At 72.6% G+C, this 22,431-nt stretch carries 15 protein-coding genes; 11 read left to right on the top strand and 4 right to left on the bottom strand.

Translation table 11 applies throughout. The features are described from left to right. Together AB0D08_RS34755 and AB0D08_RS34750 are read right to left on the bottom strand one after the other, a co-directional pair. Positions 1 to 1,177 (bottom strand): glycosyltransferase 87 family protein (locus AB0D08_RS34755; protein WP_359894267.1); only part of this gene is annotated, 1,177 nt, incomplete at its 3' end. Between the two features lie 129 nt (positions 1,178 to 1,306). After that, a complete protein-coding gene (locus tag AB0D08_RS34750; RefSeq protein ID WP_033821226.1) occupies positions 1,307 to 3,916 on the bottom strand; it encodes a transglycosylase domain-containing protein in 2,610 nt (869 codons plus the stop codon). 400 nt (positions 3,917 to 4,316) lie between these two features. Between AB0D08_RS34750 and AB0D08_RS34745 the strand changes: the two genes are divergently transcribed. From AB0D08_RS34745 to AB0D08_RS34730, 4 genes are all read left to right on the top strand, one after another. Beyond that, complete coding sequence (locus AB0D08_RS34745; protein ID WP_033821225.1) at positions 4,317 to 4,985, top strand: PadR family transcriptional regulator; 669 nt, start codon at positions 4,317 to 4,319, stop codon at positions 4,983 to 4,985. A 148-nt stretch (positions 4,986 to 5,133) separates the two neighbouring features. Beyond that, on the top strand, positions 5,134 to 6,216 hold the full coding sequence (locus AB0D08_RS34740) for an inositol-3-phosphate synthase (protein WP_033821224.1): 1,083 nt from the start codon (positions 5,134 to 5,136) through the stop codon (positions 6,214 to 6,216). Between the two features lie 158 nt (positions 6,217 to 6,374). Then, positions 6,375 to 7,724, top strand: a complete 1,350-nt coding sequence (locus tag AB0D08_RS34735) for an MFS transporter (protein WP_359894265.1) — start codon at positions 6,375 to 6,377, stop codon at positions 7,722 to 7,724. Positions 7,725 to 7,790: 66 nt separating this feature from the next. After that, positions 7,791 to 8,510 carry a hypothetical protein gene (locus AB0D08_RS34730; protein ID WP_359894264.1) on the top strand — a complete coding sequence of 240 codons (720 nt, stop codon included), beginning with the start codon at positions 7,791 to 7,793 and terminating at the stop codon, positions 8,508 to 8,510. 27 nt (positions 8,511 to 8,537) lie between these two features. Here the strand turns inward: AB0D08_RS34730 and AB0D08_RS34725 are convergent, their stop codons facing one another. Next, a complete protein-coding gene (locus AB0D08_RS34725) occupies positions 8,538 to 9,140 on the bottom strand; it encodes a restriction endonuclease (protein ID WP_359894262.1) in 603 nt (200 codons plus the stop codon). 388 nt (positions 9,141 to 9,528) lie between these two features. Between AB0D08_RS34725 and AB0D08_RS34720 the strand changes: the two genes are divergently transcribed. Next, the gene (locus AB0D08_RS34720) at positions 9,529 to 10,353 is read left to right on the top strand and encodes a hypothetical protein (protein WP_359894260.1); all 825 of its coding nucleotides are present in this window, start codon (positions 9,529 to 9,531) and stop codon (positions 10,351 to 10,353) included. Positions 10,354 to 10,363: 10 nt separating this feature from the next. Here AB0D08_RS34720 and AB0D08_RS34715 read toward each other — a convergent pair whose 3' ends face one another. Then, entirely contained in the window at positions 10,364 to 11,791 is a 1,428-nt protein-coding gene (locus AB0D08_RS34715) for a CCA tRNA nucleotidyltransferase (protein ID WP_359894269.1), read from the bottom strand. A 346-nt stretch (positions 11,792 to 12,137) separates the two neighbouring features. Here AB0D08_RS34715 and AB0D08_RS34710 point away from each other — a divergent pair, with 346 nt between their 5' ends. From AB0D08_RS34710 to AB0D08_RS34685, 6 genes are all read left to right on the top strand, one after another. Continuing rightward, positions 12,138 to 14,555, top strand: coding sequence for a DUF6049 family protein (locus AB0D08_RS34710; RefSeq protein WP_359894258.1), 2,418 nt, complete (start codon positions 12,138 to 12,140; stop codon positions 14,553 to 14,555). A gap of 47 nt (positions 14,556 to 14,602) precedes the next feature. Continuing rightward, positions 14,603 to 17,101, top strand: a complete 2,499-nt coding sequence (murJ, locus tag AB0D08_RS34705; protein WP_359894256.1) for a murein biosynthesis integral membrane protein MurJ — start codon at positions 14,603 to 14,605, stop codon at positions 17,099 to 17,101. A gap of 266 nt (positions 17,102 to 17,367) precedes the next feature. Next, the gene (locus AB0D08_RS34700) at positions 17,368 to 19,836 is read left to right on the top strand and encodes a protein kinase family protein (RefSeq protein ID WP_359894254.1); all 2,469 of its coding nucleotides are present in this window, start codon (positions 17,368 to 17,370) and stop codon (positions 19,834 to 19,836) included. 23 nt (positions 19,837 to 19,859) lie between these two features. After that, positions 19,860 to 20,681 carry an RNA polymerase sigma factor SigM gene (sigM, locus tag AB0D08_RS34695; protein WP_359894252.1) on the top strand — a complete coding sequence of 274 codons (822 nt, stop codon included), beginning with the start codon at positions 19,860 to 19,862 and terminating at the stop codon, positions 20,679 to 20,681. Beyond that, positions 20,678 to 21,745 (top strand): zf-HC2 domain-containing protein, encoded by a 1,068-nt coding sequence (locus tag AB0D08_RS34690; RefSeq protein WP_359894251.1) that lies wholly within the window; start codon positions 20,678 to 20,680, stop codon positions 21,743 to 21,745. Before sigM ends, AB0D08_RS34690 begins: the two co-directional genes overlap by 4 nt. A 220-nt stretch (positions 21,746 to 21,965) precedes the next feature. Continuing rightward, positions 21,966 to 22,431, top strand: a 466-nt coding sequence (locus AB0D08_RS34685) for an FAD-dependent oxidoreductase (protein WP_359894249.1), incomplete at its 3' end; no start/stop codon positions are given.

Here is a 22,431-nt window from a genome sequence, read left to right as displayed (position 1 = left end):
CGCGCCAGCGCGGGCGGGCCAGCGCGGCCAGCGGGATCAGCCAGAGCACGTACTGCGGCGAGTAGACCTTGTTGGTCAGCACGAAGGCGGCGACCACCAGGAAGGCCAGCTGCGCGAAGCGCGGGCGCCTGGGCGCGGACAGCGCCAGCCAGCCGACGCCCAGGCAGCAGGCCACCAGCAGCGCGCCGATCCAGGTGTTGAGGGTGGACAGCTGCTGGTTGCGGTCCTGCATGAGGATCAGCCAGAACGAGCCGAAGTCCTCCTTGCGGGTCTGGCTGAAGGTGTAGAAGGTCGCCCAGCCGTCCCGGTTGGCGATGAACACCGGCAGGTTGACCAGCAGCCAGGCGCCCGCCGCGCCGCCGAGCGCCTGCCCGAAGGCCCGCCAGCGGCCGGCCCGCCAGCAGAGCACCAGCAGCGGGCCGAGCAGCAGGACCGGGTAGAGCTTGGCCGCGGTGGCCAGGCCGATGAAGACACCGGCCCAGCCGGGGCGGGAGTTGGCCCAGTAGGCCATCGCGACCGCGGTGAGCGCGACCGCCAGCAGGTCCCAGTTGATGGTGGCGTCCAGCGCCAGGCAGGGGGCCAGCGCGAACAGCAGCGCGTCCCAGGGCCGTCGGCGATGGGTCCGCGAGACCGCGACCACCGCGACCACCACGCAGATCAGCAGCATCGCCGCGTTGACCGTCCAGAACCACTGCTCGCGGTGCTCCAGCGTGCCGTCCGGCGTGGTCAGCCAGGCCGCGACCTGCATGAACAGGCCGGTGAGCACCGGGTACTCCAGGTACTGCATGTCCGGTGACGGCGAGGGCAGCTTGTCCAGGTAGGGGTGCAGCCCCTGGTCGAAGCCGCGGCCCGAGTACAGGTGCGGGACGTCGCTGTAGCAGGCGTGGGTGTACTGGGCGGTCGCGCCGTGGAACCAGCCGCCGTCGTAGCACGGCAGCTTCTGGACCATCCCGAGCAGGTAGACGGCGATCACGACCAGGGCCAGGAATCGGGCCGGGATCCACCAGGAGGTGCCGAGCAGCGCCCGGCGCCCGGGCGGGCCGCCGAGCAGTTCGCTGCCGGCGGCCGCCACCGGATCCTCGTCCGCGGGGACGACCACGGTGTTGGGCTGCGGGCCCTCGGCCGCGGCCGGGGCGGAGGCGGGCCCGGCGGCCTCGTCAGGCGTGCTCGACGTCATGGCGGACATACTGCCGCACCAACGGCCCCACGAGGAGACTGCCCTCCCAACACGCCGCGTCCGGACGGCAGAACGCCGGCGGCCCCGGGAACGGGACCGCCGGCGTTCTGCTGCTGCCGGTGGAGCGGGTCAGGGAATCGGGAGCCCGCTCGGTGAGCCGCTCGACGACGGTGAGGACGACGGCGACTTGGTGCCGGTCGGCTTCCCAGTCCGGGTCGGGCCGGTCGACGGGCAGAGCGGCCCGAGCAGGCAGGACGGACCCGGGTCCGGCGTGGTCGTGCTCGCCGACGGGCTGGTCGACGGCGCAGCCGTCGGGCCCGGCTGGACATCGGTCGGGGCCGCCGCGGACGGCGAGTCGCTCGGCGAGGCCGAGGCGGAGGCCGAGGCCGGCGCACCGGAGGAGTCGACTTCCTCACCGATCGGCTCGGGGTTCGGGAAGTCCACCTTGGGCTGGCCGTTGAGGGCAGCCTTCATGTACCGGGTGAAGATGTCGGTCGGGAAGTCACCACCGTGCACGGAGGCGTGCCCGGCGGTGCCGTTGAGCGACAGCAGCTTCGAGGTACCCGGCTCCTCACGCCACATGCCGACCGCGGTGGTCAGCTGCGGGGTGTAGCCGACCCACCAGGCCGAGGTGCCGGCGTCGGTGGTACCGGTCTTGCCGGCCACCGGGCGGCCGAGCTCGTTGGTCTTGCTACCGGTACCGGCCTTGGCCACGTTCTCCAGCACGTCGGTGACGTTGTCCGCGACCGCCTGGTCGAGCACCGCCTTGGGCGCCGACTTGGTGAAGGCCGGCACCGCCGTGCCGTTGTAGGTCAGCTTGCTCACCGAGTACGGGTCGGCCTGCTGACCGCGCGCGGCGAACACCGAGTAGGCGGTGGCCATCCGGATCGAGCTCGGCGTCGAGGTGCCCAGCGGGTAGGTCAGGGTGGAGTTGGCGACCAGGCTCTCCTTGCGCAGGCCCAGCTTGAGAACCATGTCCTCGACGGCCTTGCCGCCGACGTCCTGGCCGAGCTGGACGAACGGCACGTTGTACGAGTACTGCATCGCCGTCTTGAGCGAGACGTAGCCCGGGCTGGTCTTGCTGTCGTTGCGCTGATGGTACGGCTTGCCGTCGTCGCCGATGGCGAGCGAGCCGTCCGACTTGTGGATCTCGGAGTTGTCGTCGGCCAGGTACTTCGACGCGCTGTTGATCCGCTTGGGCTTGCCCTGGTCGTCGGTCTGGGTCAGCACGCCGGTCTGCATCGCGGTGGCCAGGACGAACGGCTTGAAGGTCGAGCCGACCGGGATACCGGTGGAGTCCGCGTTGTTGGAGTAGTGCCCGTTCTCGATGCCGGGCCCGCCGTACAGCGCCACGATCGCACCGTCGCCCGGCCGCACCGAGGCGGCACCGACCTGGACGAACTTGTCCGCCTCGCGCTTGTCCGGCTTCAGCGAGTCGGCCTGCACGTCGTCGACGGCCTTCTTCAGCTGCTCCACCTTGTCCTTCTCGAAGGTGGTGTAGATCTGGTAGCCGCCCTGGTCGATCTTCTGCTGGGTGATCGACGGGTCCTTGCTGGTCAGGTACTTGTTGACGGTGTCGACCAGGTAGTAGACCTCACCGTTCATGTTGGCCGGCGCCTTGCGGGCGATCGGCTCCGGGAAGGTCTTGCCGCAGGCGTCGCTGTCGGCCTGGCTGAGCTTCTTGGTGGCCACCATCCGGGACAGGATCCAGGTCCAGCGCTCCTGCATGTTCTTGCGGTTGCCGTCGCTCAGCGTCGGGTCGTAGACCGCGGCGCCCTTGAGCAGGGCGGCCAGCATCGCGCCCTGGCAGACGTTCACGTCCTTGGCGTCGATCCCGTAGTAGGCCTGCGAGGCGGCCTGGATGCCGGTCGCGCCGCGGCCGTACCAGCTGGTGTTCAGGTAGCCGGTGAGGATGTCGTCCTTGGAGAGCTTGCCGTTGATCTTCAGGGTGATGAAGAACTCCTTGACCTTGCGGGTCAGGGTCTGGTCCTGGCTCAGGTAGGCGTTCTTCACGTACTGCTGGGTGATGGTCGAGCCGCCCTGGGTCTCACCGCCGGTGGCCATCTTGTAGACGGCACGGGCGATGCCCTTGGGGTCCACGCCGCTGTCATCGCGGAAGGACTCGTTCTCGGCCGCGATCACCGCGTCCTGCGCCGGGCGGCTTATGTTGGCGAGCTCGACGATCTGGCGGTTGGTGGTGCCCTTGCGGGTCATCTCCGAGCCGTCGGCCCAGTAGTAGATGTTGTTCTGATCGTGCACCAGCTTGTTGACGTCGGGGATCGGCGTCATCTGGTAGGCGACGCCGATGGCGGTGACGCCACCGCCGAAGAAGATCAGGAAGAGGCTCAGCACCAGCTTCCAGGACGGCACCCAGCGGCGGAACCCGCTCTTGCCGAACCGGGGGTAGTCGATGAACCGCTTCTTCCCGGGCTTGCCGGGACCGCCCTTGTCACCGCGGCCGGCCGGACCCGCCGGACCTGCCGGTCCGCTGCCCTTCGCCCCCTGCTTGCGCATCTCGGCGCGGGTCAGCCGGGGCTGCTGGGCGGTCTCCCTGGCACCGCGGCGGATGCCCTCGGAGCGCAGCTCGTCGGAGCCCTGGTCGGGCCCGCCGCCGGGACGGTACCGGGGCGTGCCCTGGGCCGGGCCGCCCTGGCCGTAAGGGCGTTGGCCGTCCGGCCGACGGCCCGGAGGCTGCTCCCCGTCGCCCGGGTTGGACGACCTCCGCCGGTGTTCGCTCATCGTTCAGCAACTCCTCGGTCAGGCCCTGCGGACCTGAAGGCAGGGTTCTCCGGTGCCGAGACCACCGTGCCCCCTGGAGCTGGTGTTTCCTCGGGGGCGGTCCTCGTGCACACGCGACAGCGTACGCACCTCTGAAACCGTACTAATCGGGCATCAGCCGTCAATAGCCTCAAAAAGTCGTCAGATCATTACATGCCCGTTGCCCAGGACCCCTCGCGCGTGCCCGAGGCAGGGAGTCCGGTCCACCCTCCGGTCACCTTGTGATCACCTTCACGCGTGGCCCCCTTGCTCGTTCCGTGACCCAGGTTTACTGTTCTCGATATATCGAGCCGATACATCGGGACGGCATAAGCCACCCCGGCGTGCGGCCGCCACGACTGCGGGGAAGGAGGCGGGCAGGGTGAGCAGGCGCTCCGGAGTGCTGGAATTCGCCGTTCTCGGCCTGCTGCACGACGCCCCGATGCACGGCTACGAGCTGCGCAAGCGGCTCAACGTCCTGCTCGGCTCGTTCCGCGCCTTCTCCTACGGCACGCTGTACCCCTGCCTGAAGAGCCTGGTCGCCCAGGGCTTCCTGGTCGAGGACAACCCGGACTCCGAGTACGTCCCGGCCACCGCGCTCAACGGCAAGCGGTCGAAGATCGTCTACCGGCTCTCCCCGGAGGGCAAGGAGCGCTTCGAGCAGCTGCTCGCCGAGTCCGGGCCGGACGCCTGGGAGGACGAGCACTTCGGTGTGCACTTCGCCTTCTTCGGCCGGACCGACAAGGCCGTGCGGATGCGCGTGCTGGAGGGCCGCCGCAGCCGGCTGGAGGAGCGGCTGGAGCGGATGCGCAGCTCCATCGCCCGGACCCGCGAGCGCTTCGACGACTACACGCTGGAACTCCAGCGGCACGGTCTCGAATCGGTCGAGCGCGAGGTCCGCTGGCTGAACGAGCTGATCGAGACCGAGCGGGCCAACCGCGGCGTGCGCGGCGGGCCGCTCGGCACCCCACAGACTTCGGACGGCCGTGGCCAGGAGGCCGGGTCCTCGGACCCGCCGAGGCCACCGCACGACCGCCCGGGGCGTTCCTGACCGGAACGCTGCACCGCCCGCGCCCGGCGCAGGCGGTAGGTGAGGGCGCCTCGTGCGCCCGTCTGACAAGTAAGACAGTCATACAGATGTTGAACGCGAGAACCGCTGATCCACGGCGGATCTCATGAGATCTCAGGGAGCAACCGGAATGGGTTCGGTTCGCGTAGCCATCGTCGGCGTGGGCAACTGCGCCGCCTCGCTGGTGCAGGGTGTCGAGTACTACAAGGACGCCGACCCGGCCGGCAAGGTCCCCGGGCTGATGCACGTGCAGTTCGGCGACTACCACGTCAAGGACGTGAACTTCGTCGCCGCGTTCGACGTCGACGCCAAGAAGGTCGGCTTCGACCTGGCCGACGCCATCGGCAACAGCGAGAACAACACCATCAAGATCTGCGACGTGCCGCCGACCGGCGTCACCGTCCAGCGTGGCCACACCCTCGACGGCCTGGGCAAGTACTACCGGGAGACCATCGAGGAGTCCGACGAGGCCCCGGTCGACGTCGTCCAGATCCTCAAGGACCGCCAGGTCGACGTCCTCGTCTGCTACCTGCCGGTGGGCTCCGAGGACGCCGCCAAGTTCTACGCCCAGTGCGCCATCGACGCCAAGGTCGCCTTCGTGAACGCCCTCCCGGTGTTCATCGCCGGCACCAAGGAGTGGGCGGACAAGTTCACCGAGGCCGGCGTGCCGATCGTCGGTGACGACATCAAGTCGCAGGTCGGCGCCACCATCACGCACCGCGTGATGGCGAAGCTCTTCGAGGACCGCGGTGTCGTCCTCGAGCGCACCATGCAGCTGAACGTCGGCGGCAACATGGACTTCAAGAACATGCTCGAGCGTGAGCGCCTGGAGTCCAAGAAGATCTCCAAGACGCAGGCCGTCACCTCGCAGATCCGCGACCGTGAGCTGGGCGCCAAGAACGTCCACATCGGCCCGTCCGACTACGTCGCGTGGCTCGACGACCGCAAGTGGGCGTACGTCCGCCTCGAGGGCCGCGCGTTCGGCGACGTCCCGCTGAACCTGGAGTACAAGCTCGAGGTCTGGGACTCCCCGAACTCGGCCGGTGTCATCATCGACGCCGTGCGCGCCGCGAAGATCGCCAAGGACCGCGGCATCGGCGGCCCGATCCTCTCCGCGTCCTCGTACTTCATGAAGTCCCCGCCGGTCCAGTACTTCGACGACGAGGCCCGCGAGAACGTCGAGAAGTTCATCAGCGGCGAGGTCGAGCGCTGAGCCGACGGCTCCGCGGAAGGCCCGGCGCTGTCTCAGCGCCAGCGCACTTCGACGCTCTGTGACCCGAGGGGGTCCCGGTCCACCACCGGGGCCCCTTCGGGCGTCCACGGCCCATGTTTCACGTGAAACATAGGCCGTCGGCATGGCACCCTGGGCGGGTGTCGATCACGGAGCACGACCACCCGCGGACCACGCACCGCACCTCGCTCGGCAGGCTGCTGCGCGGCCGCGACTTTCGGCGCCTGCTCACCGTGCGGATGCTCTCCCAGCTGTCCGACGGCGTCTTCCAGGTCTCGCTGGCCGCTTATGTGATCTTCTCCCCGGAGCGGCAGTCCTCACCGGCCGACATCGCGGCCGTGCTCGCCGTGATGCTGCTGCCGTTCTCGGTGGTCGGCCCGTTCGCCGGGGTGATGCTGGACCGCTGGCGGCGCCGGCGGGTGCTGCAGCTCGGCAACCTGGCCCGGTTCGGGCTCGGACTGGCGACCGCCGGGCTGCTGCTGGCCGGCGCCCCGGAGTGGCTGTTCTTCGCCGCCGCCCTGCTGGTCACCGCACTCAACCGGTTCATCCTGGCCGGGCTGTCGGCCTCCCTCCCCCGGGTCGTCGGGTCCGGCGAGCTGGTCACCGCCAACGCCGTCTCCCCCACCCTCGGCACCATCGCCGCGGCGGCCGGCGGCGGCCTCGGCTTCCTGGTGCACCAACTGCTCCCGCCCGGCCGGCACGCCGACGCCGTCCTGGTGACCCTGGCCGCGGTCCTCTACCTGTGCGCGGCGCTGTCGGCCCAGCGGATCCCCCCTGACCTGCTGGGCCCGGCCCAGCACCCGGACCGCCCGTCGCTGCGCGAGGCCCTGTCCAGCGCCGGACGCGGCCTGCTGGCCGGCGTCCGGCACCTGGTGCACGACTGCCGCCCGGCGGTGCACGCGCTGGCCGCCGTCACGCTCGCCCGGTTCTGCTACGGGGTGCTCATCGTGGTGGTGCTGATGCTCTCCCGGTACACCTTCAACAGCCCCGACGACAGCGCCGGCGGACTGGCCACCCTGGGGCAGGCGGTCGGCGTCTCGGCGGTCGGGTTCTTCCTGGCGGCGGTGGTCAGTCCGTGGTGCACCCGGCGGCTCGGGCTGTCCGGCTGGATGACGGTCTGTCTGGCCTCGGCCGCCGTGTTCGTCCCGGCGCTCGGGCTGTCGTTCGCCGAGGTCCCGGCGATGGCGGCGGCGCTGCTGCTCGGAGTGGTCACCCAGGGCACCAAGATCTGCGCGGACACCGTGGTCCAGGAGTCGGTGGAGGACGAGTACCGGGGGCGGGTCTTCGCCATCTACGACGTCCTGTTCAACATCTCCTTCGTCGCCGCGGCCGGGGTCACCGCGCTGGTGCTGCCGCTCGACGGCCGCTCGACGGCGGTGGTGGCGGGCGTCGCCGCGGTCTACGCCCTCGGCGCCGCGCTCTACGCCCGCGCTGCCCGGCGCACCCCGCCGCACCACGGAGAACCGGCCACCCCCGCGACGACTCGCTAAGGTACGTCAACGCACCAGGCCGTCAACGCGCCAGGCCGTCAAGAGAGTTACTCCGGGGGAAAACCGATGAGCACACCACCGCCCCAGCCGTACGGCTCACCCCAGTACGGCTACCCGCCGCCCGCGCCGCAGCCGTACGGCGGCCCGCCACAGGCGGGATACCCGCAGCCGGGCCACCCGCAGCCGGGGCCGTCGCAGGCCGGGGCACCGCAGGCCGGATGGGGCGGACCGCCCGCGTACGGGCAGCCACCGGCCTACGGGCAGACCCCGTACGCACAGCCCCCGTACGGACAGGCCGCCCAGCCGCCGACCGGGTACGGGCAGCCCGCGCCGGCGGGCGGGTATCCGGCGGGGCCGCAGCCGGCCTGGGGCGAGCCGGCCCAGCCGGCCTGGGGGCAGCCGGGCGGGCCGCCGGCGCAGCCGACCCGGCCCAAGCGGCCGGCGCGGTTCTGGTACCGGCTGGTCGTGGCGTGCCTCGGCGTAGTGATGCTGGTGGTCGGCTTCTTCGTCAGCGACAGCAGCCCGGCCAAGGCGGCGGTCGGCGACTGTGTCCACTCCACCGGCCGCAACGACCTCGACAAGGTCGCCTGCACCGATCCGAAGGCCGACTACGTGGTGCTCAGCCGGTTCAACAACACCACCGACACCACCCGCTGCACCAAGACCCCGGGCACCACCGCCCAGTACTGGGGCTCGTCCGGTCGCCGCTGGCACAAGAAGAAGTACGTCCTGTGCCTGGGCCCCAAGTCACGCCCGACGACCACCACCGCACCGAAGAAGGCCTGAGCCCGGCAGACCGTCAGAAGCAGACCGTCAGAAGGAGAAGCCCTCCAGGCTGTCGGGCACTCCCTCGTCGAGGGCGTCGAGCAGCCGTCGGCGGCGCCGGGCGGCGGTCCGCTCGTCGTCGTCCAGCACGATCCGCTCCAGCCGGTCGACCCGGTCGGCCAGCGCGTCGAGCTTGCGGCTGTTCCCGCCGACCTCGGCCACCAGGGTGTTGAGCACAGGGACGACCGCCGTCGCCACCACCGAGCGCACCACCTGCTCGGCCACCCTGGCGACGGCGGCGTCCACGCTCCCCTCGGGCGGCCCGGGCAGGTTGTCCACAGGCACCGGCCCGCGCTCCTGCGACCCGATCCGCCGCGACTCCTGCTCGGCGTCGAGCAGGTAGCACCGGACCTGACGTGCGGTTTCGCTGTCCCGCAGGAGCATCGCGACGTTCAGCACGGTCCGCCGGGTGAAGAGCGCGAGCGACCGCGCGCGGGACTGGATCCGACAGACTTCCTTCAAGGAAGTCAGTCGGGTACCGGTCGCCACCAGGTACCCGTTCGAGGTCAGCTCGGCCCGGTGGTCGTGCACCAGGGAGTAGACCGCCTGCTCCGGCACCTCGAAGTACGCCGCCACTCCCGCGGTGGTCACGTGGACGTCGTCGGGCAGCAGTCCAGCGCCTTGACCCGGTCCAGCACCTCGACCCGGTCGGCGACCGTCGACCGCATGGTCGGGGACTCCAGCAGCACGGCATCGACAGCCATGACAGCACCTCAGCTCTCCTGGGGACGGCACCTCCGTCTCCCGGGAGTAGCGAACGCGACCGGAACCGACCGTGTCCGAACTACCCGCGAGGAACACACGATCGGGCGGAACAGCTCAAGCCTTGCCCGCCACACCGATCACATGTGCCGCATCCTCACCACCGGCCCCAGCATCACAGTCTGATGACCACACACTCGGACGGACGTTCCGGTCGTCCGTCAGCGATAGAGTCCTGCACTTCACAGACTCCACAGCTCATCTCGGGGGAACCGCCATGTCCGCACCGCCACCGCCCCAGCTCCCGTACGGCTCCCCGGCGGCCGCACCGCCCGCCCCGCCGCTCGCGCAGCCGCCCGCACAGCCCTGGGCGCCGCCCCAGGGCCAGATCCCGGGCCAGTTCCCGGGCCAGGTCCCGGGCCAGGTCCCCGGTCAGCAGCCGTGGGGCCAGCAGCCGTGGGCCCAGCCCGCCGCCCCCGCCGGGTACGGCCCGTACTGCCGCTTCTGCGGATCGATGCCGGCCACGGAAGCCACCATCCGGGGCCACCAGGGCCTCATCGTGATCATGAAGTTCCTGAAGCTCCAGGGACCGTTCTGCCGCACCTGTGGCATCGCCGCACACCGCGACATGACCGCGAAGAGCCTTTGGCAGGGATGGTGGGGCTTCGGCTCCATGCTGATCAACCCCATCACCATGCTGATCAACCTGCCGCAGCGCGCGAAGATCAACAAGCTGGCCCCGCCGGTCCCCGGCGCCCCGGGCACGCCGATGAACCCCGGCAAGCCGCTGTACCGGCGGGTAGCCGTCCTCGGTCTGCTGGTCCCGGCGCTGATCGTCGCTGCGATCGTCTTCGCCGCCCAGCGCGACGCCGACTACGCCTCGGCCGGGGACTGTCTGCAGCGGACCGGGACGGCTTCCAACCCCGATGTGGCCGTGGTGTCCTGCTCCGGGTCCGACGCCGAGTTCAAGGTGCTCGGCCGGTTCGACCACACCGGGGACGGCTCCAAGTGCGAGGCCTACCCGGAGACCACGACCACCTTCGTGCGGACGGTCGACTACTCCCCCAGCTACCTGCTCTGCCTGCGGCGCATCAGCCGCTGACCCTCCCCCGTCAGCCCGCCTCGTTGGCCGCCCACCACTCCCGGAGGGCGGCCACCGCCGCCTCGTGGTCCATCGGGCCGTGCTCGAGCCGGAGCTCCAGCATGTGCCGGTACGCCTGGCCGACCTGCGGGCCGGGCCGCAGGCCGAGCAGCTCCATGATCTGGTTGCCGTCCAGCGCCGGGCGGATGGAGTCCAGTTCCTCCTGCTCCTTGAGCGCGGAGATCCGCTCCTCCAGCGAGTCGTACGTCCGCGCCAGCGCCGCCGCCTTCTTGCGGTTGCGGGTGGTGCAGTCGGAACGGGTCAGCTTGTGCAGGCGCTCCAGCAGCGGCCCGGCGTCGGTGACGTAGCGGCGGACCGCGGAGTCGGTCCACTCGCCGCCGCCGTAGCCGTGGAAGCGCAGGTGGAGCTCGACCAGCCGGGACACCTCGTCGACGAGCTCCTTGGAGTACTTGAGCTCGCGCATCCGCTTGCGGGTCATCTTGGCGCCGACCACCTCGTGGTGGTGGAAGGACACCCGGCCGTCGGACTCGAAGCGCCGGGTCCGCGGCTTGCCGATGTCGTGCAGCAGCGCGGACAGCCGGAGCACCAGGTCCGGGCCGTCCTGTTCCAGCGCGATGGCCTGCTCCAGGACGGTCAGCGAGTGCTCGTAGACGTCCTTGTGCCGGTGGTGCTCGTCCCGCTCCAGCCGCAGCGCCGGCAGTTCGGGCAGCACGTGATCGGCGAGGCCGGTGTCCACCAGCAGGCGCAGCCCCTTGACCGGGTGTGCGGCCAGCAGCAGCTTGTTGAGCTCGGCCTGGACCCGCTCGGCGGAGACGATGGTGATCCGCTCGGCCATCGCCGTCATCGCCTCGACCACCTCGGGTGCGGGGTCGAAGTCGAGCTGGGCGGCGAAGCGGGCGGCCCGCATCATCCGCAGCGGGTCGTCGGAGAAGGACTCCTCGGGGGTGGCGGGGGTGCGCAGCACCCGGGCCTCCAGGTCGTCCAGGCCGTGGTGGGGGTCGACGAAGCCGCGGCCGGGCAGGTCGACGGCCATCGCGTTGACGGTGAAGTCGCGGCGGACCAGGTCCTGCCCGATGGTGTCGCCGTACGTCACCTCGGGCTTGCGGGAGGTCCGGTCGTACGCCTCGCTGCGGTAGGTGGTGATCTCGATCTGGAAGCTGCCGTCCGCGGTGTCCTTGCGCGCGCCGACCGTGCCGAAGGCGATGCCTACGTCCCAGACCGCGTCGGCCCAGCCCTTCACCAGCTTGAGCACCTGCTCGGGGCGGGCGTCGGTGGTGAAGTCGAGGTCGTTGCCGAGCCGGCCCAGCAGGGCGTCCCGGACCGAGCCGCCGACCAGCGCGAGCCGGAATCCGGCATCCTGGAAGCGGCCGGCGATCTCGTCGGCGACCGGGGAGACCCGGAGCAGTTCCTGCAGCCCGCGGGTCTGCGCCTCGCTCAGCCCCGGCAGGGCGGCGACGGCGTGGGAGCTGGAATGATTGGCGCTGGACGCGTTGGCAGTGGACACGGCTCACAAGGGTACGTGCCCGGGCCTCGGGGCCGCCCGCCATATCCGGCCGGGCCACCGTCGCGGTGGCCCGCCCACTCAGGGTCCGGCCCGCAACACTGCGGCGCGGGCAGCGTCGTTACCATGCCGGAGGGGACAGGCGGGACGGACCGCCGCGAACCGGTCGGTCGAGGCTGCCCGGGCACCGTCGGGTGCCGCCGCGGCGCCGTCGGGGCCGGTGTGCGGGCCGGTGGCGCGTGACCGAATTCTTTGGCGACGGACGACGGCGAGGGCGAAGCGCGTGGACCAGCGAAGCGTGGGGTCGGCCCCGGCCGGCGTCCGGCGGACGGCTCTCCCCCGCCGGGCGGTGCGGCGGCTGGGCGGCCTGCTGGCGGCCGGTACGGTCCTGCTGACCGCCACCGCGCTGCCGGCCGCGGCCTCGCCCGCAGCACCGGCGGCCCCCGCCGCCGACTACCCGGCGGCCATGACGATCAGCACGGTCACCCCGGCGGTGGCCGGCGAGAACGGCACCGTGACAGTCACCGGCAAGGTGGTGAACTCCGGCCACGGCGACATCAAGTCCGCCCACATCGGGGTCCGCGCCCCGGTGTCCGGCAAGAAGCTGGGCACCAGGAACGAGGTCATGCTGGTCGCCCAGCGGTCCACGCCGACCGGTACCGACGGGGTCGACGTCACCAACGCCGAGGTCCCGCTCGGCGACCTCACCCCCGGCCAGTCCCACGACTTCAGCATCCCGGTCGCCACCGCGGACCTGGAGCTGTCGAAGTCCGGGGTGTACGAGCTGGCGGTCGACGTCTGGGGCACCTCCGGCGGCGGCCACGAACGGGTGCTGGGCATCGCCCGGACCTTCCTGCCGTACAACGTGGAGCCCACCGACAAGCAGACCCAGCTCTCGGTGGTGTGGCCGATCACGCACGCCCCGGAGCTGGTCGCGCAGACCATGCCGGACAACGACCAGACGCCGGTGCTCCGGGACGACAGCCTGGTCGGCGAGCTGTCCCCCGGCGGCCGGCTCCACCAGCTGGTGACCACCGGCGCCACCCTGCCGAACCTGACCTGGATGGTCGACCCGGACCTGCTGGACACCGTGTTCGCGATGACCAAGCCGTACCGGGTGCAGAAGCCCAACACGGGCGGCGAGTCCGCGCGCGAGGACAACACCGTCCCCGGGACCGGCAGGGACGCCGCGGTGAGCTGGCTGGCCCTGCTGCGCACCTCGGTGGCCACCGCCGGGGACGAGGTGGTCTCGCTGCCGTACGCCGATCCGGACCTGGCGTCGATCGCGCACAACGGTGCTTCCCTGCCGGGGATGGAGACAGCGCTGCGCAAGGCTTCCACGGCCGGCCGGCTGACCGCCGAGGGGAGGCTGGCGGTGGACGTGAAGTCCGACGTTGCCTGGCCCTACCAGGGCCGGCTGGACCGCCGGACCGCGGCCACCGCCCTGACCGCCGGCGGCCAGCTGGTGCTGGTGGACGGCGCCTCGATGCCGGAGGCGGATTCGCTGGCCTACACCCCCGGGGCGGCCCGCCCGATCGGCAACGGTCAGACCGCGGTGGTGGCCGACCCCACCATCTCGGGGCTGTTCCAGCAGGAGCTGAGGACCCCCGAGGCCCGGACCGAGGCGGTGCAGCGGTTCCTGGCGGAGACCCTGCTGGTCAACCGCCAGATGCCGGAGCAGTCGCGCGGCCTGCTGGTGCTCCCGCCGCGCAACCTGGACGCCACCACGGCCGGGGTGCTGGCCGACGCGGTCCTCAAGTCCCGTCAGGGCGGCTGGACCGCCCCGGTCACGCTGCACACGCTGGCGGCCGTCAAGGCCGATCCGGACGCCACCACGGCCGTCCAGGACGGCTACCCGCAGGAGCTCGCCGCCACCGAGCTGTCCTCGTCCGCGCTCGGCAAGACCATGTCGCTGCAGAACAGCCTGGACCAGCTGATGCTGATCCTCACCCAGCCCCAGCGGGTGCGCGGTCCGTTCAGCGCGGCCATGGTCCGCTCGATGTCGACGCAGTGGCGCGACCAGAGCACGGCCGGTGTGTCCTACCGCGACGGGGTGCAGCACTACCTGGACAACCTCACCTCCGCGGTCAGGCTGCCCCCGAAGAGCGACGTCACCCTGCCGGGTGACAACGCGACGCTGCAGGTCAGCGTCAAGAACGACCTCAACCAGGCGGTCGGCAACCTGGAGCTGCGGCTCACCTCCAGCCAGCTGAACCGGCTCAACGTCGGCCCGGCGGAGTCGGTGGTGCTGGACGGCACCACCAGCAGGACCTTCCGCTTCCCGGCCGAGGCGCAGGTCAACGGATCCGTCCAGATGACCGCGCAGCTCTGGACCACCGGCCCCAACCCGCAGCGTTACGGCGCACCGGTCACCTTCATGGTCGAGGTCACCTCGGTGACCAACGGCGTGCTGTACGTCATCGGCGGCGGTGTGGTGCTGATGGTGCTTGCCGGGATCCGGTTCTCGCTCCAGCGCAAGAAGCGCGCCGCCGGCGAGGACGGCGGGGCGGACGGGCCGGCGGACGCGGACGACGCTCCCGGGGACGGCGACCCCCAGGCCGGTCCGGAACCGGCTGCCACCGGGGACGACACGGCCGGTGGTACGGCCGACAGCACGGCCGGCGCCGGGACCGACGCGGAGCCGGAGTCGGCCGCGGAAACCGCTGTTCGGGCCACCGGTGATGAGAAGGTTGGTCACTGACGGCGCACCGCACCGGGCGCCCGCCCCCAGCAGCGAATTGAGGTGGCATGACCGGGCCGCGCGAGGAGCGAGCAGAGAGCCAGGGCAGTGGCAGGCCGCGCGAGCGCGGCGCCGATTCCACCGGGTCCGCGGCCGACTGGTACGTCGCGGACACCTTCGCCCGTGACCCGTTCGCGACCGAGGGGTACGACGGCGCGGCCGGGCCGGACCCGTACGGCGTCTGGGTCGCCGAGGCCTCGGCCGCACTCCCTCCGCAGCAGAAGGGGCGGGGCGCCGGGGCGCCGGACACCGCGGTCCTGGACCTCACGGCCGAGGACGTCGAGGTGGTCGGGGACGGCGCGGTGCGGGAGGAGGCCGAGGCCGCCGGCCCCGCCGAGCTCCCGGCCGCCGCGCCGGACCTCGATCCCGAGTCCGATCCGGAGTCCGACCCCGCAGCCGAGCCGGAGCCGGAGCTGACCGCTCCCGCCAGCCGCTGGGCCGGCCTGGCCGCGGTGCCGCCGCCCGACCCGGGTCCGGTCCGCCAGCCCGCCCCCTGGGAGCTGGACGAGGGCCGCTACATCGGTGTGGACGCCCTGCTGAGCGGTGGCCCCGAGGGCGGTTCCGGCGACGACCCGGACCACCCCGACGAGCCGCACCAGTTCGTCCCCCCGATCGAGTTCGACCCGCCGCTGTCCGAGGAGGAGGCCCTCCTGCAGGCCGACGCGGCGGTCCGGGCTGCCGCCGCCGCGGCCCTGGCCGCAGAGGCCGCGGCCGACACCGTGACGCCCGGCAGCACGGAGCCCGGCAGCACGGAGTCCGGCACCTTCCCCGGCGACGGGACGCCCGGCGGGGACGGCCAGGCCGGCGACGGGGCGGGGACGCCCGGCACGGCGGGCGCACCCACCGAGGGGCGCTCCGCCGCCGAGCGGGTGAGCGGACTGCTGGGGTCCAGCGCCGTGATGGCGGCCGGCACCCTGGTCTCCCGCGGCACCGGTTTCCTGCGCACCATGGTGATCGCCGCCGCGATCGGCGTCGGCACCATGGGCGACTCGTACAACGCCGCCAACACCCTGCCGACCCTGCTGTACATCCTGATCGGCGGCGGTGCGCTGAACGCCGTCTTCGTGCCGCAGCTGGTCCGCAGCATGAAGCACGACGAGGACGGCGGCACCGCCTACGCCAACCGGCTGCTCACCCTGGTGATGGCGGGGCTGGCCGGTGTGGTCTTCGTCGCCGTGCTGGCGGCGCCGGTGCTGGTGCAGCTGATCTCGCACTCGCTGATGCGTGACCCGGCCAGTGCCGACACCACCGTGGCGCTGGCCCGGTACTGCCTGCCGACCATCTTCTTCATGGGTGTGCACGTCGTGGTGGGCCAGGTGCTCAACGCCCGCGGGCGCTTCGGCGCGATGATGTGGACCCCGGTGCTGAACAACATCGTGGTGATCTTCACCTTCGCGATGTACATCTACGTCTTCGGCACCTTCGAGAGCACCGAGGTCACCCCGGGCACCATCTCCCCCGAGGGGGTCAGGCTGCTGGGCATCGGCACCCTGCTCGGACTGGCCGTCCAGGCGCTGGCGATGATCCCCTACCTGCGGGCCTCCGGCTTCCGGTTCCGGCCCCGGTTCGACTGGCGCGGCCACGGCCTCGGCAAGGCCGCCCGGCTGGCGAAGTGGACCTTCCTGTTCGTGCTCGCCAACCAGGCGGGCTACCTGGTCGTCACCCAGCTCGCCACCTCCGCCGGCGCCGCCGCCGAGAGCCAGGGGTTCCTGGGCGTCGGCCTCGCCGCCTACTCCAACGCCCTGCTGATCTGGCAGCTCCCGATGGCCGTCATCACCGTCTCCGTGATGAGCGCGGTGCTCCCCAGGCTCTCCCGCTCGGCCGCCGACGCGGACCAGGGCGCCGTCCGTGACGACCTCTCGTACGGGCTGCGCACCTCGGCGGTGGCGATCGTGCCCGCCGCCTTCCTGTTCCTGTCGCTCGGCCCGGTGATCGGCAACGCCATCTACGGGCTCGGCAACGGCGGCGCGGTGGCGCACGGCACCACCGCGGTCGGGTTCATGCTCTCGGCCTTCGCCCTGGGCCTGATCCCGTACTCGGTGCAGTACGTGCTGCTGCGCGGCTTCTACGCCTACGAGGACACCCGCACCCCGTTCTCCAACACGGTCTGGGTCGCACTGACCCAGGCCGGTACCGCCGTGCTCTGCTACCTGGCGCTGCCCGACCGGTGGGCGGTGACCGGGATGGCGTTCGGCTACGGCATCTCGTACGCGGTCGGCGTGGCGGTCGCGGTGCCCAAGCTCAAGGCGCGGATCGGCGGGCTGGACACCGCCCGGACCGGCAAGACCTACGTCCGGCTCGGCATCGCCTGCCTGCCCGCCGCGGCGGTCGGCCTGGCCGTCGAGCTGCTGCTCGACGGCGCGCTCGGCGGCTGGCTGGGCAGCGTGCTGACGCTGCTGGTGGCGGCCTCGCTGCAGCTCGGCGTGTTCCTGCTGCTGGCCCGTCGGATGCGGATCGAGGAGCTCAACGCGATGCTCGGAATGGTCCGCGGCCGGCTCGGACGTTGACCCGGCGTCAACCGGACCACCCCGGATCTCCTGCTCCCTCAGGTGGCCTACTCCGGGCCGGTTTCGGCGATCTTCACCGAATCCGGCCCGGTCCCGGCGGAATCCCCCCTGGCTGTCCACGAATACGCAACCAGTCGGGCCCCTCAGCGGTCGTAGCAGGGGGCTGGGAGTGGGCACAATTGTCCTGGCACCCCCCGCCCCCGCCACGGGCGGGCCGGAGCCAGACTTCTCGGTACCGGGGCGATACAAGGGGAGGCAGGACCACGGTGGCTGATGGCACCAAGGCGGTTGTCGACACGTCCGTGACGGACGCGGCGGCGCTGGCCATGGCACTCGGGGAGGTTCCCGAGGAGCCCGCGGCGCGGTCGACCGACGGGCCGGCCTCCGAGCCCGCCACCGGCGCCGCCGACCCGGCCCCGAAGGGCGGGCGGAAGACCGCCAAGCCCTCGGCCCCGACACCCGCGACCCTCGCGGCCGCCAAGGGCCCGAAGGGCGGGAAGCGCACCAAGGCCGCCTCCGGCGCGGCGGGCACGACCGCCCCGAAGTCCGCCACCGCGACAGCCGCCGCCGCAACAGCCACCACGGCCGCTGCGACGACCGCCGGAACCGGATCCCGGGCCACCTCGCGCACCGAGCCCGCTGCGGCCACCCCGGCGCCCGCCGAAGGCACCGCCACCGCCCCGAGCACCCCGGAACCGGCCGGCCGGGCAGCCGAGGCCCCGGCGAAGCCGGCGCGGGCCGCCCGGGCCGCGAAGCCCGCGGACGCCGCCGATGCCGCGAAGCCCGCCGATGCCTCGGACTCCACGGCGAGCACGGAGACCACGGACGCCGGACCCTCGAAGAGCACGCGCGCCTCGAAGAGCGCAGGGTCCACGAAGAGCGCAGGGTCCTCGAAGGCCGCGCCGGCCAAGCCCGCCACAGGTGCCACGGCGGCCGGTGCGGTGCCCGAGCCCGGCGAGGAGCCGGCCGAGTCCGAGGAGCCCTCGGAGAGCACCGCCCCGCTCTCGGCCGCCGAGATCGCCGCGGAGCTCGCCGAGGGGGCCGCCCGCCGCGCCAAGGCCGCCAAGTCGTCCCGGGCCGCCGCTCCCGCGTCCCGGCCCGCCGCCAAGCCCAAGCCCAAGCCCGCCACCAGCACGGAGACCCTGGACGCCGACACCGCCACCCTCCCCGCCACGCTCGCGGCCCCGCTGCGGCACAGCGGCGACCGGATCGCCGACCGGTACCGGCTGGAGGAGTGCATCACCCACACCGAGGTCTTCAGCAGCTGGCGGGCGGTCGACGAGAAGCTCCGCCGCGCCGTCGGCGTCCACCTGCTCGCGGCCGGCCACCGGCGTGCAAAGGCGGTGCTGACCGCCGCCCGGTCCGCGGCTCTGCTCGGCGACCCGCGGTTCGTCCAGGTCCTCGACGCCGTGCAGGAGGGCGACCTGGTCTACGTGATCCGGGAGTGGCTCCCGGACGCCTCCGACCTGGCCCGGCTGCTGGCCGGCGGCCCGATGGAGCCGTACGAGGCCTACCAGATGGTCCGCCAGGTCACCGATGCGGTCGCCGCCGCCCACCGTCGCGGGCAGGCCCACCTGCGGCTCACTCCGACCTGCGTGCTGCGCACCGAGACCGGCCAGTACCGGATCAACGGCATCGCCGTGGACGCCGCCATCCGCGGCCTGTCCACCGACGACGCCGAGCGGACCGACACCAAGGCGATCGGCGCGCTGCTCTACGCCGCGCTGACCCACCGCTGGCCGTACCCGGAGGACCGGTACGACCTCCAGGGCATGCCCAAGGGGCTCGGATGCGTCCCGCCGGACCAGGTGAAGGCGGGGGTCCACAAGGGGCTGTCGGAGCTGGCCGCGCGGGCGCTCGGCGAGCACCCGCCGCACCACCAGGACCCCATCACCAGCCCCGAGCAGCTGGCCAAGGCGATCGCCCTGCTACCGAAGATCCGCCAGCCGGAACCGGCCGCCCCGCCCGCGTTCACGCCGCCGCGCTACCCGTCCTCCCGGAGCGCCGCCACCACCGGGGCACCGTCCCGTCCGCTGCCCGGCAGTGAGCCGAACCGCCGGCCGGAGGCCCCGCGCCCGGTCGCGCCGCCGCCCGTGCGCCCGCGCCGACGACTGCTGACCGCGGCCAAGTGGACCGCCTCACTGGTCGCCCTGGCCGCCATCGGCCTCGGTTCCTGGCAGCTGGTGGACCGGATGAATCACCACCCGTCGCACAGCACCGGCCAGCCGGCTCCGACGCCGAACGTCCCGGACACCTCCACCGCCCCGACCGGGGCCCGGCTCCCGATCGCCGCGCTGACCACGTTCAACGCCTTCGGCCAGGAGAAGGACGAGCACAGCTCCGAACTGCCGAACGCCCACGACGACAACCCCGCCACCGCCTGGACCACCCAGGGGTACAACGACCAGTTCGCCGAGTCCGGCTACAAGAAGGGCACCGGCATCCTGCTCGACCTGGGCAGCGCCAAGCAGGTCAGCTCGGTCGACCTGACCTTCCTCGGCGACCACAAGGTCGAACTGAAGGCGGCACCGGCCGGTGCGACCTCCGCTCCCACCGCGGACGAGGCCGGCTACCGCTCCTTCGGCGCGGCCGTCGCCTCCGGCTCCGGCAGCCAGGTCCAGCTGAAGCCCGAGAAGGCGATCACCACCCGCTACCTCTTGATCTGGCTGACCGGCATCCCCAACGATGGGGACAGGTTCCGCGGCAAGGTGGCCGAGATCAAGGTGAACGGCTGAGCGGTACCGGAGAGGGGGCGGGAATGGCGGAGCAGGAGCCCGACGACGCCGAACTGCTCGCCCGTCACGCCGCCGGCGACCCGGCGGCCTTCGGCATCCTGGTGCACCGCCACCGGGACCGGCTCTGGGCGGTCGCCCTGCGCACCCTCGGCGACCGCGAGGAGGCCGCCGACGCCCTCCAGGACGCGCTGGTGTCGGCCTTCCGAGCCGCCCATACCTTCCAGGGCCGCTCGGCCGTCACGACCTGGCTGCACCGGATCGTGGTGAACGCCTGCCTCGACCGGGCCCGCCGCACCGCCACCCGCCGCACCACACCGCTGGACGGAGATCCGGAGCGCCTGGACACCGCGCTCGGCAGCACCGAGGGTGCGGACACGGCCGCCGTCCGTTCGGAGCTGCGCCGCGAGCTGACCGACGCGCTCGCCACCCTCCCGGCCGACCAGCGGGCCGCCCTGGTCCTGGTCGACATGGAGGGCTACTCGGTGGCCGAGGCGGCCGAGGTACTGGAGGTCCCGGTGGGCACCGTGAAGAGCCGCTGCGCCCGCGGCCGGGCCAAGCTGCTCCCGCTGGTCCGTCATCTGCGGGCGGGCGGTGTTTCACGTGAAACCGAGCCACCCGGGCCACCCGGCCCGCCATCCACCACTGCTTCCGCTCCGGCGCGGTCCGTTTCACGTGAAACACCGCCGTCCCGCGAAGCACCGCCTTCCCGTGAAACACCGCCTTCCCGCGAAGCACCGTCTTCCCGGGAGCCACGGCCCGGGAACCCATCCGGCCGCGCGACCGTCACATCACCGGGTCCGGTGCGACCGGCCTCCGCCCTGGAAGGAGACGTGACCAAGCGATGACGCCGCTCACCCCTTCCCCGTCGTCCGGCTCCCCGGACCCGGCCGGCCACCCCGACATCGAGCTGCTCGCCGACCTCGCCGAGGGCCTGGCCGACCCGGCCACCGCCGAGGAGCTGCACCGGCATCTCGCCGGCTGCCCGGAGTGCGCCGACACCTGGGCGGCCCTGGCGGAGGTCTCCCGGCTGCTCGGCGACGACGAGCCGCCCGCCATGCCCGCCGACGTGGCCGCCCGGATCGACGCGGCGCTGGCGGCCGAGCCCCATCCCGCCGAGCTCCGCGCCACCGAGCCGCGCCCCGCCGAGCCCGACGCCGCCGGCCCGAGGGCGGCCGTCCCCGCGGCCGCCGATCGCGGGGCACCGGCCGGCGGCCACCCCGGTGGCCCGTCCCGTCCCGGTGGGCGCCCGGACGGCACCACCCGCCCCGCGTCCGGCCCGGGCCGCGCCCGTCGCCGCCGGACCCGGCGGATCCTGCTGGGCACCGCCGTACTGACCGCCGCGGTGACCCTCGGCTCCCTGCTGTACGCCCGGCCCTGGGACAGCGGCAGCAGCGCGGCGACATCCGCGGCCGGCTCGGACAGCGGGCACAGTGCCGCGCTCGCCCCCGGCGCGCGTTCCCCGAAGGCCGCCGACGCCCTGCCGGAGTACCGCGAGGACCAGTTGGCCGCCCAGGTGCGCCAGCTGCTCGGCCAGGCCACCGGACCGGCCCCCGAATCCCCCCGTGCCCTCCGGCCCGACGGCGGGACGGGCGCGACCGGGACCGCCTCCACCGCACCCACTCCCCCCAAGGGCTCGGGTACCGACGCCGGCAGCCCCGACAACGGGGCCACGACCACCGACGGCGGAGGCCAGGACGCGGCGACCCGGTTGCCGGCCTGTGTCGCCCTGGCGGCCGGCCACCCCGGCCAGGCCCCGCTGGCGGCCGGACCGGGCCGCTACGGCGCCGCGGCCGTCACGGCCCTGGTCTATCCGCTGCCCGGCCGCACCGACCAGGTCGACGTCTATCTGGTGACCCCCGACTGCCCCGGTGCCACCGTCCTGCTGCACCGGAGCGTCCCGGCGCCCTGACCCGACCCCGGGCCGCCCGCCGGTGGACCTGCGGACAAAAGGGATATCACGACCGTCGCCTCAGGATCGAGCCGTTCCGCCGCCCGACATGCCCGCACTGCGGGCGGCTGGTGCGTCGGCGCCTGGGAATGCGGGAGACTGGTCAGTCGTTGTCCCGGGCGGCGGAGCAGGACCGCCCTCCCCGCAGATGCGCGGGTCGCGATGCGAACCAGGAGATGCAGTGAGCGACGTCCGTAATGTGATCATCATCGGTTCCGGGCCCTCCGGGTACACCGCTGCGCTCTACACCGCCCGAGCCTCCCTCAAGCCCCTCGTCTTCGAGGGTGCCGTGACGGCCGGCGGCGCCCTGATGAACACCACCGAGGTGGAGAACTTCCCCGGCTTCCGCGACGGCATCATGGGCCCCGAGCTGATGGACGGCATGCGGGCCCAGGCCGAGAAGTTCGGCGCCGAGCTCGTCCCGGACGACATCGTCGCGGTCGACCTGACCGGCGACATCAAGACCGTCACCGACTCCGAGGGCACCGTGCACCGCGCCCGCGCGGTGATCGTCGCCACCGGCTCGCAGCACCGCAAGCTCGGCCTGCCCCGGGAGGACGCCCTCTCCGGCCGCGGCGTCTCGTGGTGCGCCACCTGTGACGGTTTCTTCTTCCGTGACCAGGACATCGCCGTGGTCGGCGGCGGCG

Origin of the sequence: Kitasatospora sp. NPDC048540 (assembly GCF_040651175.1) — a bacterium.
In the GTDB taxonomy this organism is placed as follows: Bacteria; Actinomycetota; Actinomycetes; order Streptomycetales; family Streptomycetaceae; genus Kitasatospora.
The sequence above is the reverse complement of the archived record's forward strand: the minus strand, read 5'-3'. Positions and strand labels throughout refer to the sequence as shown.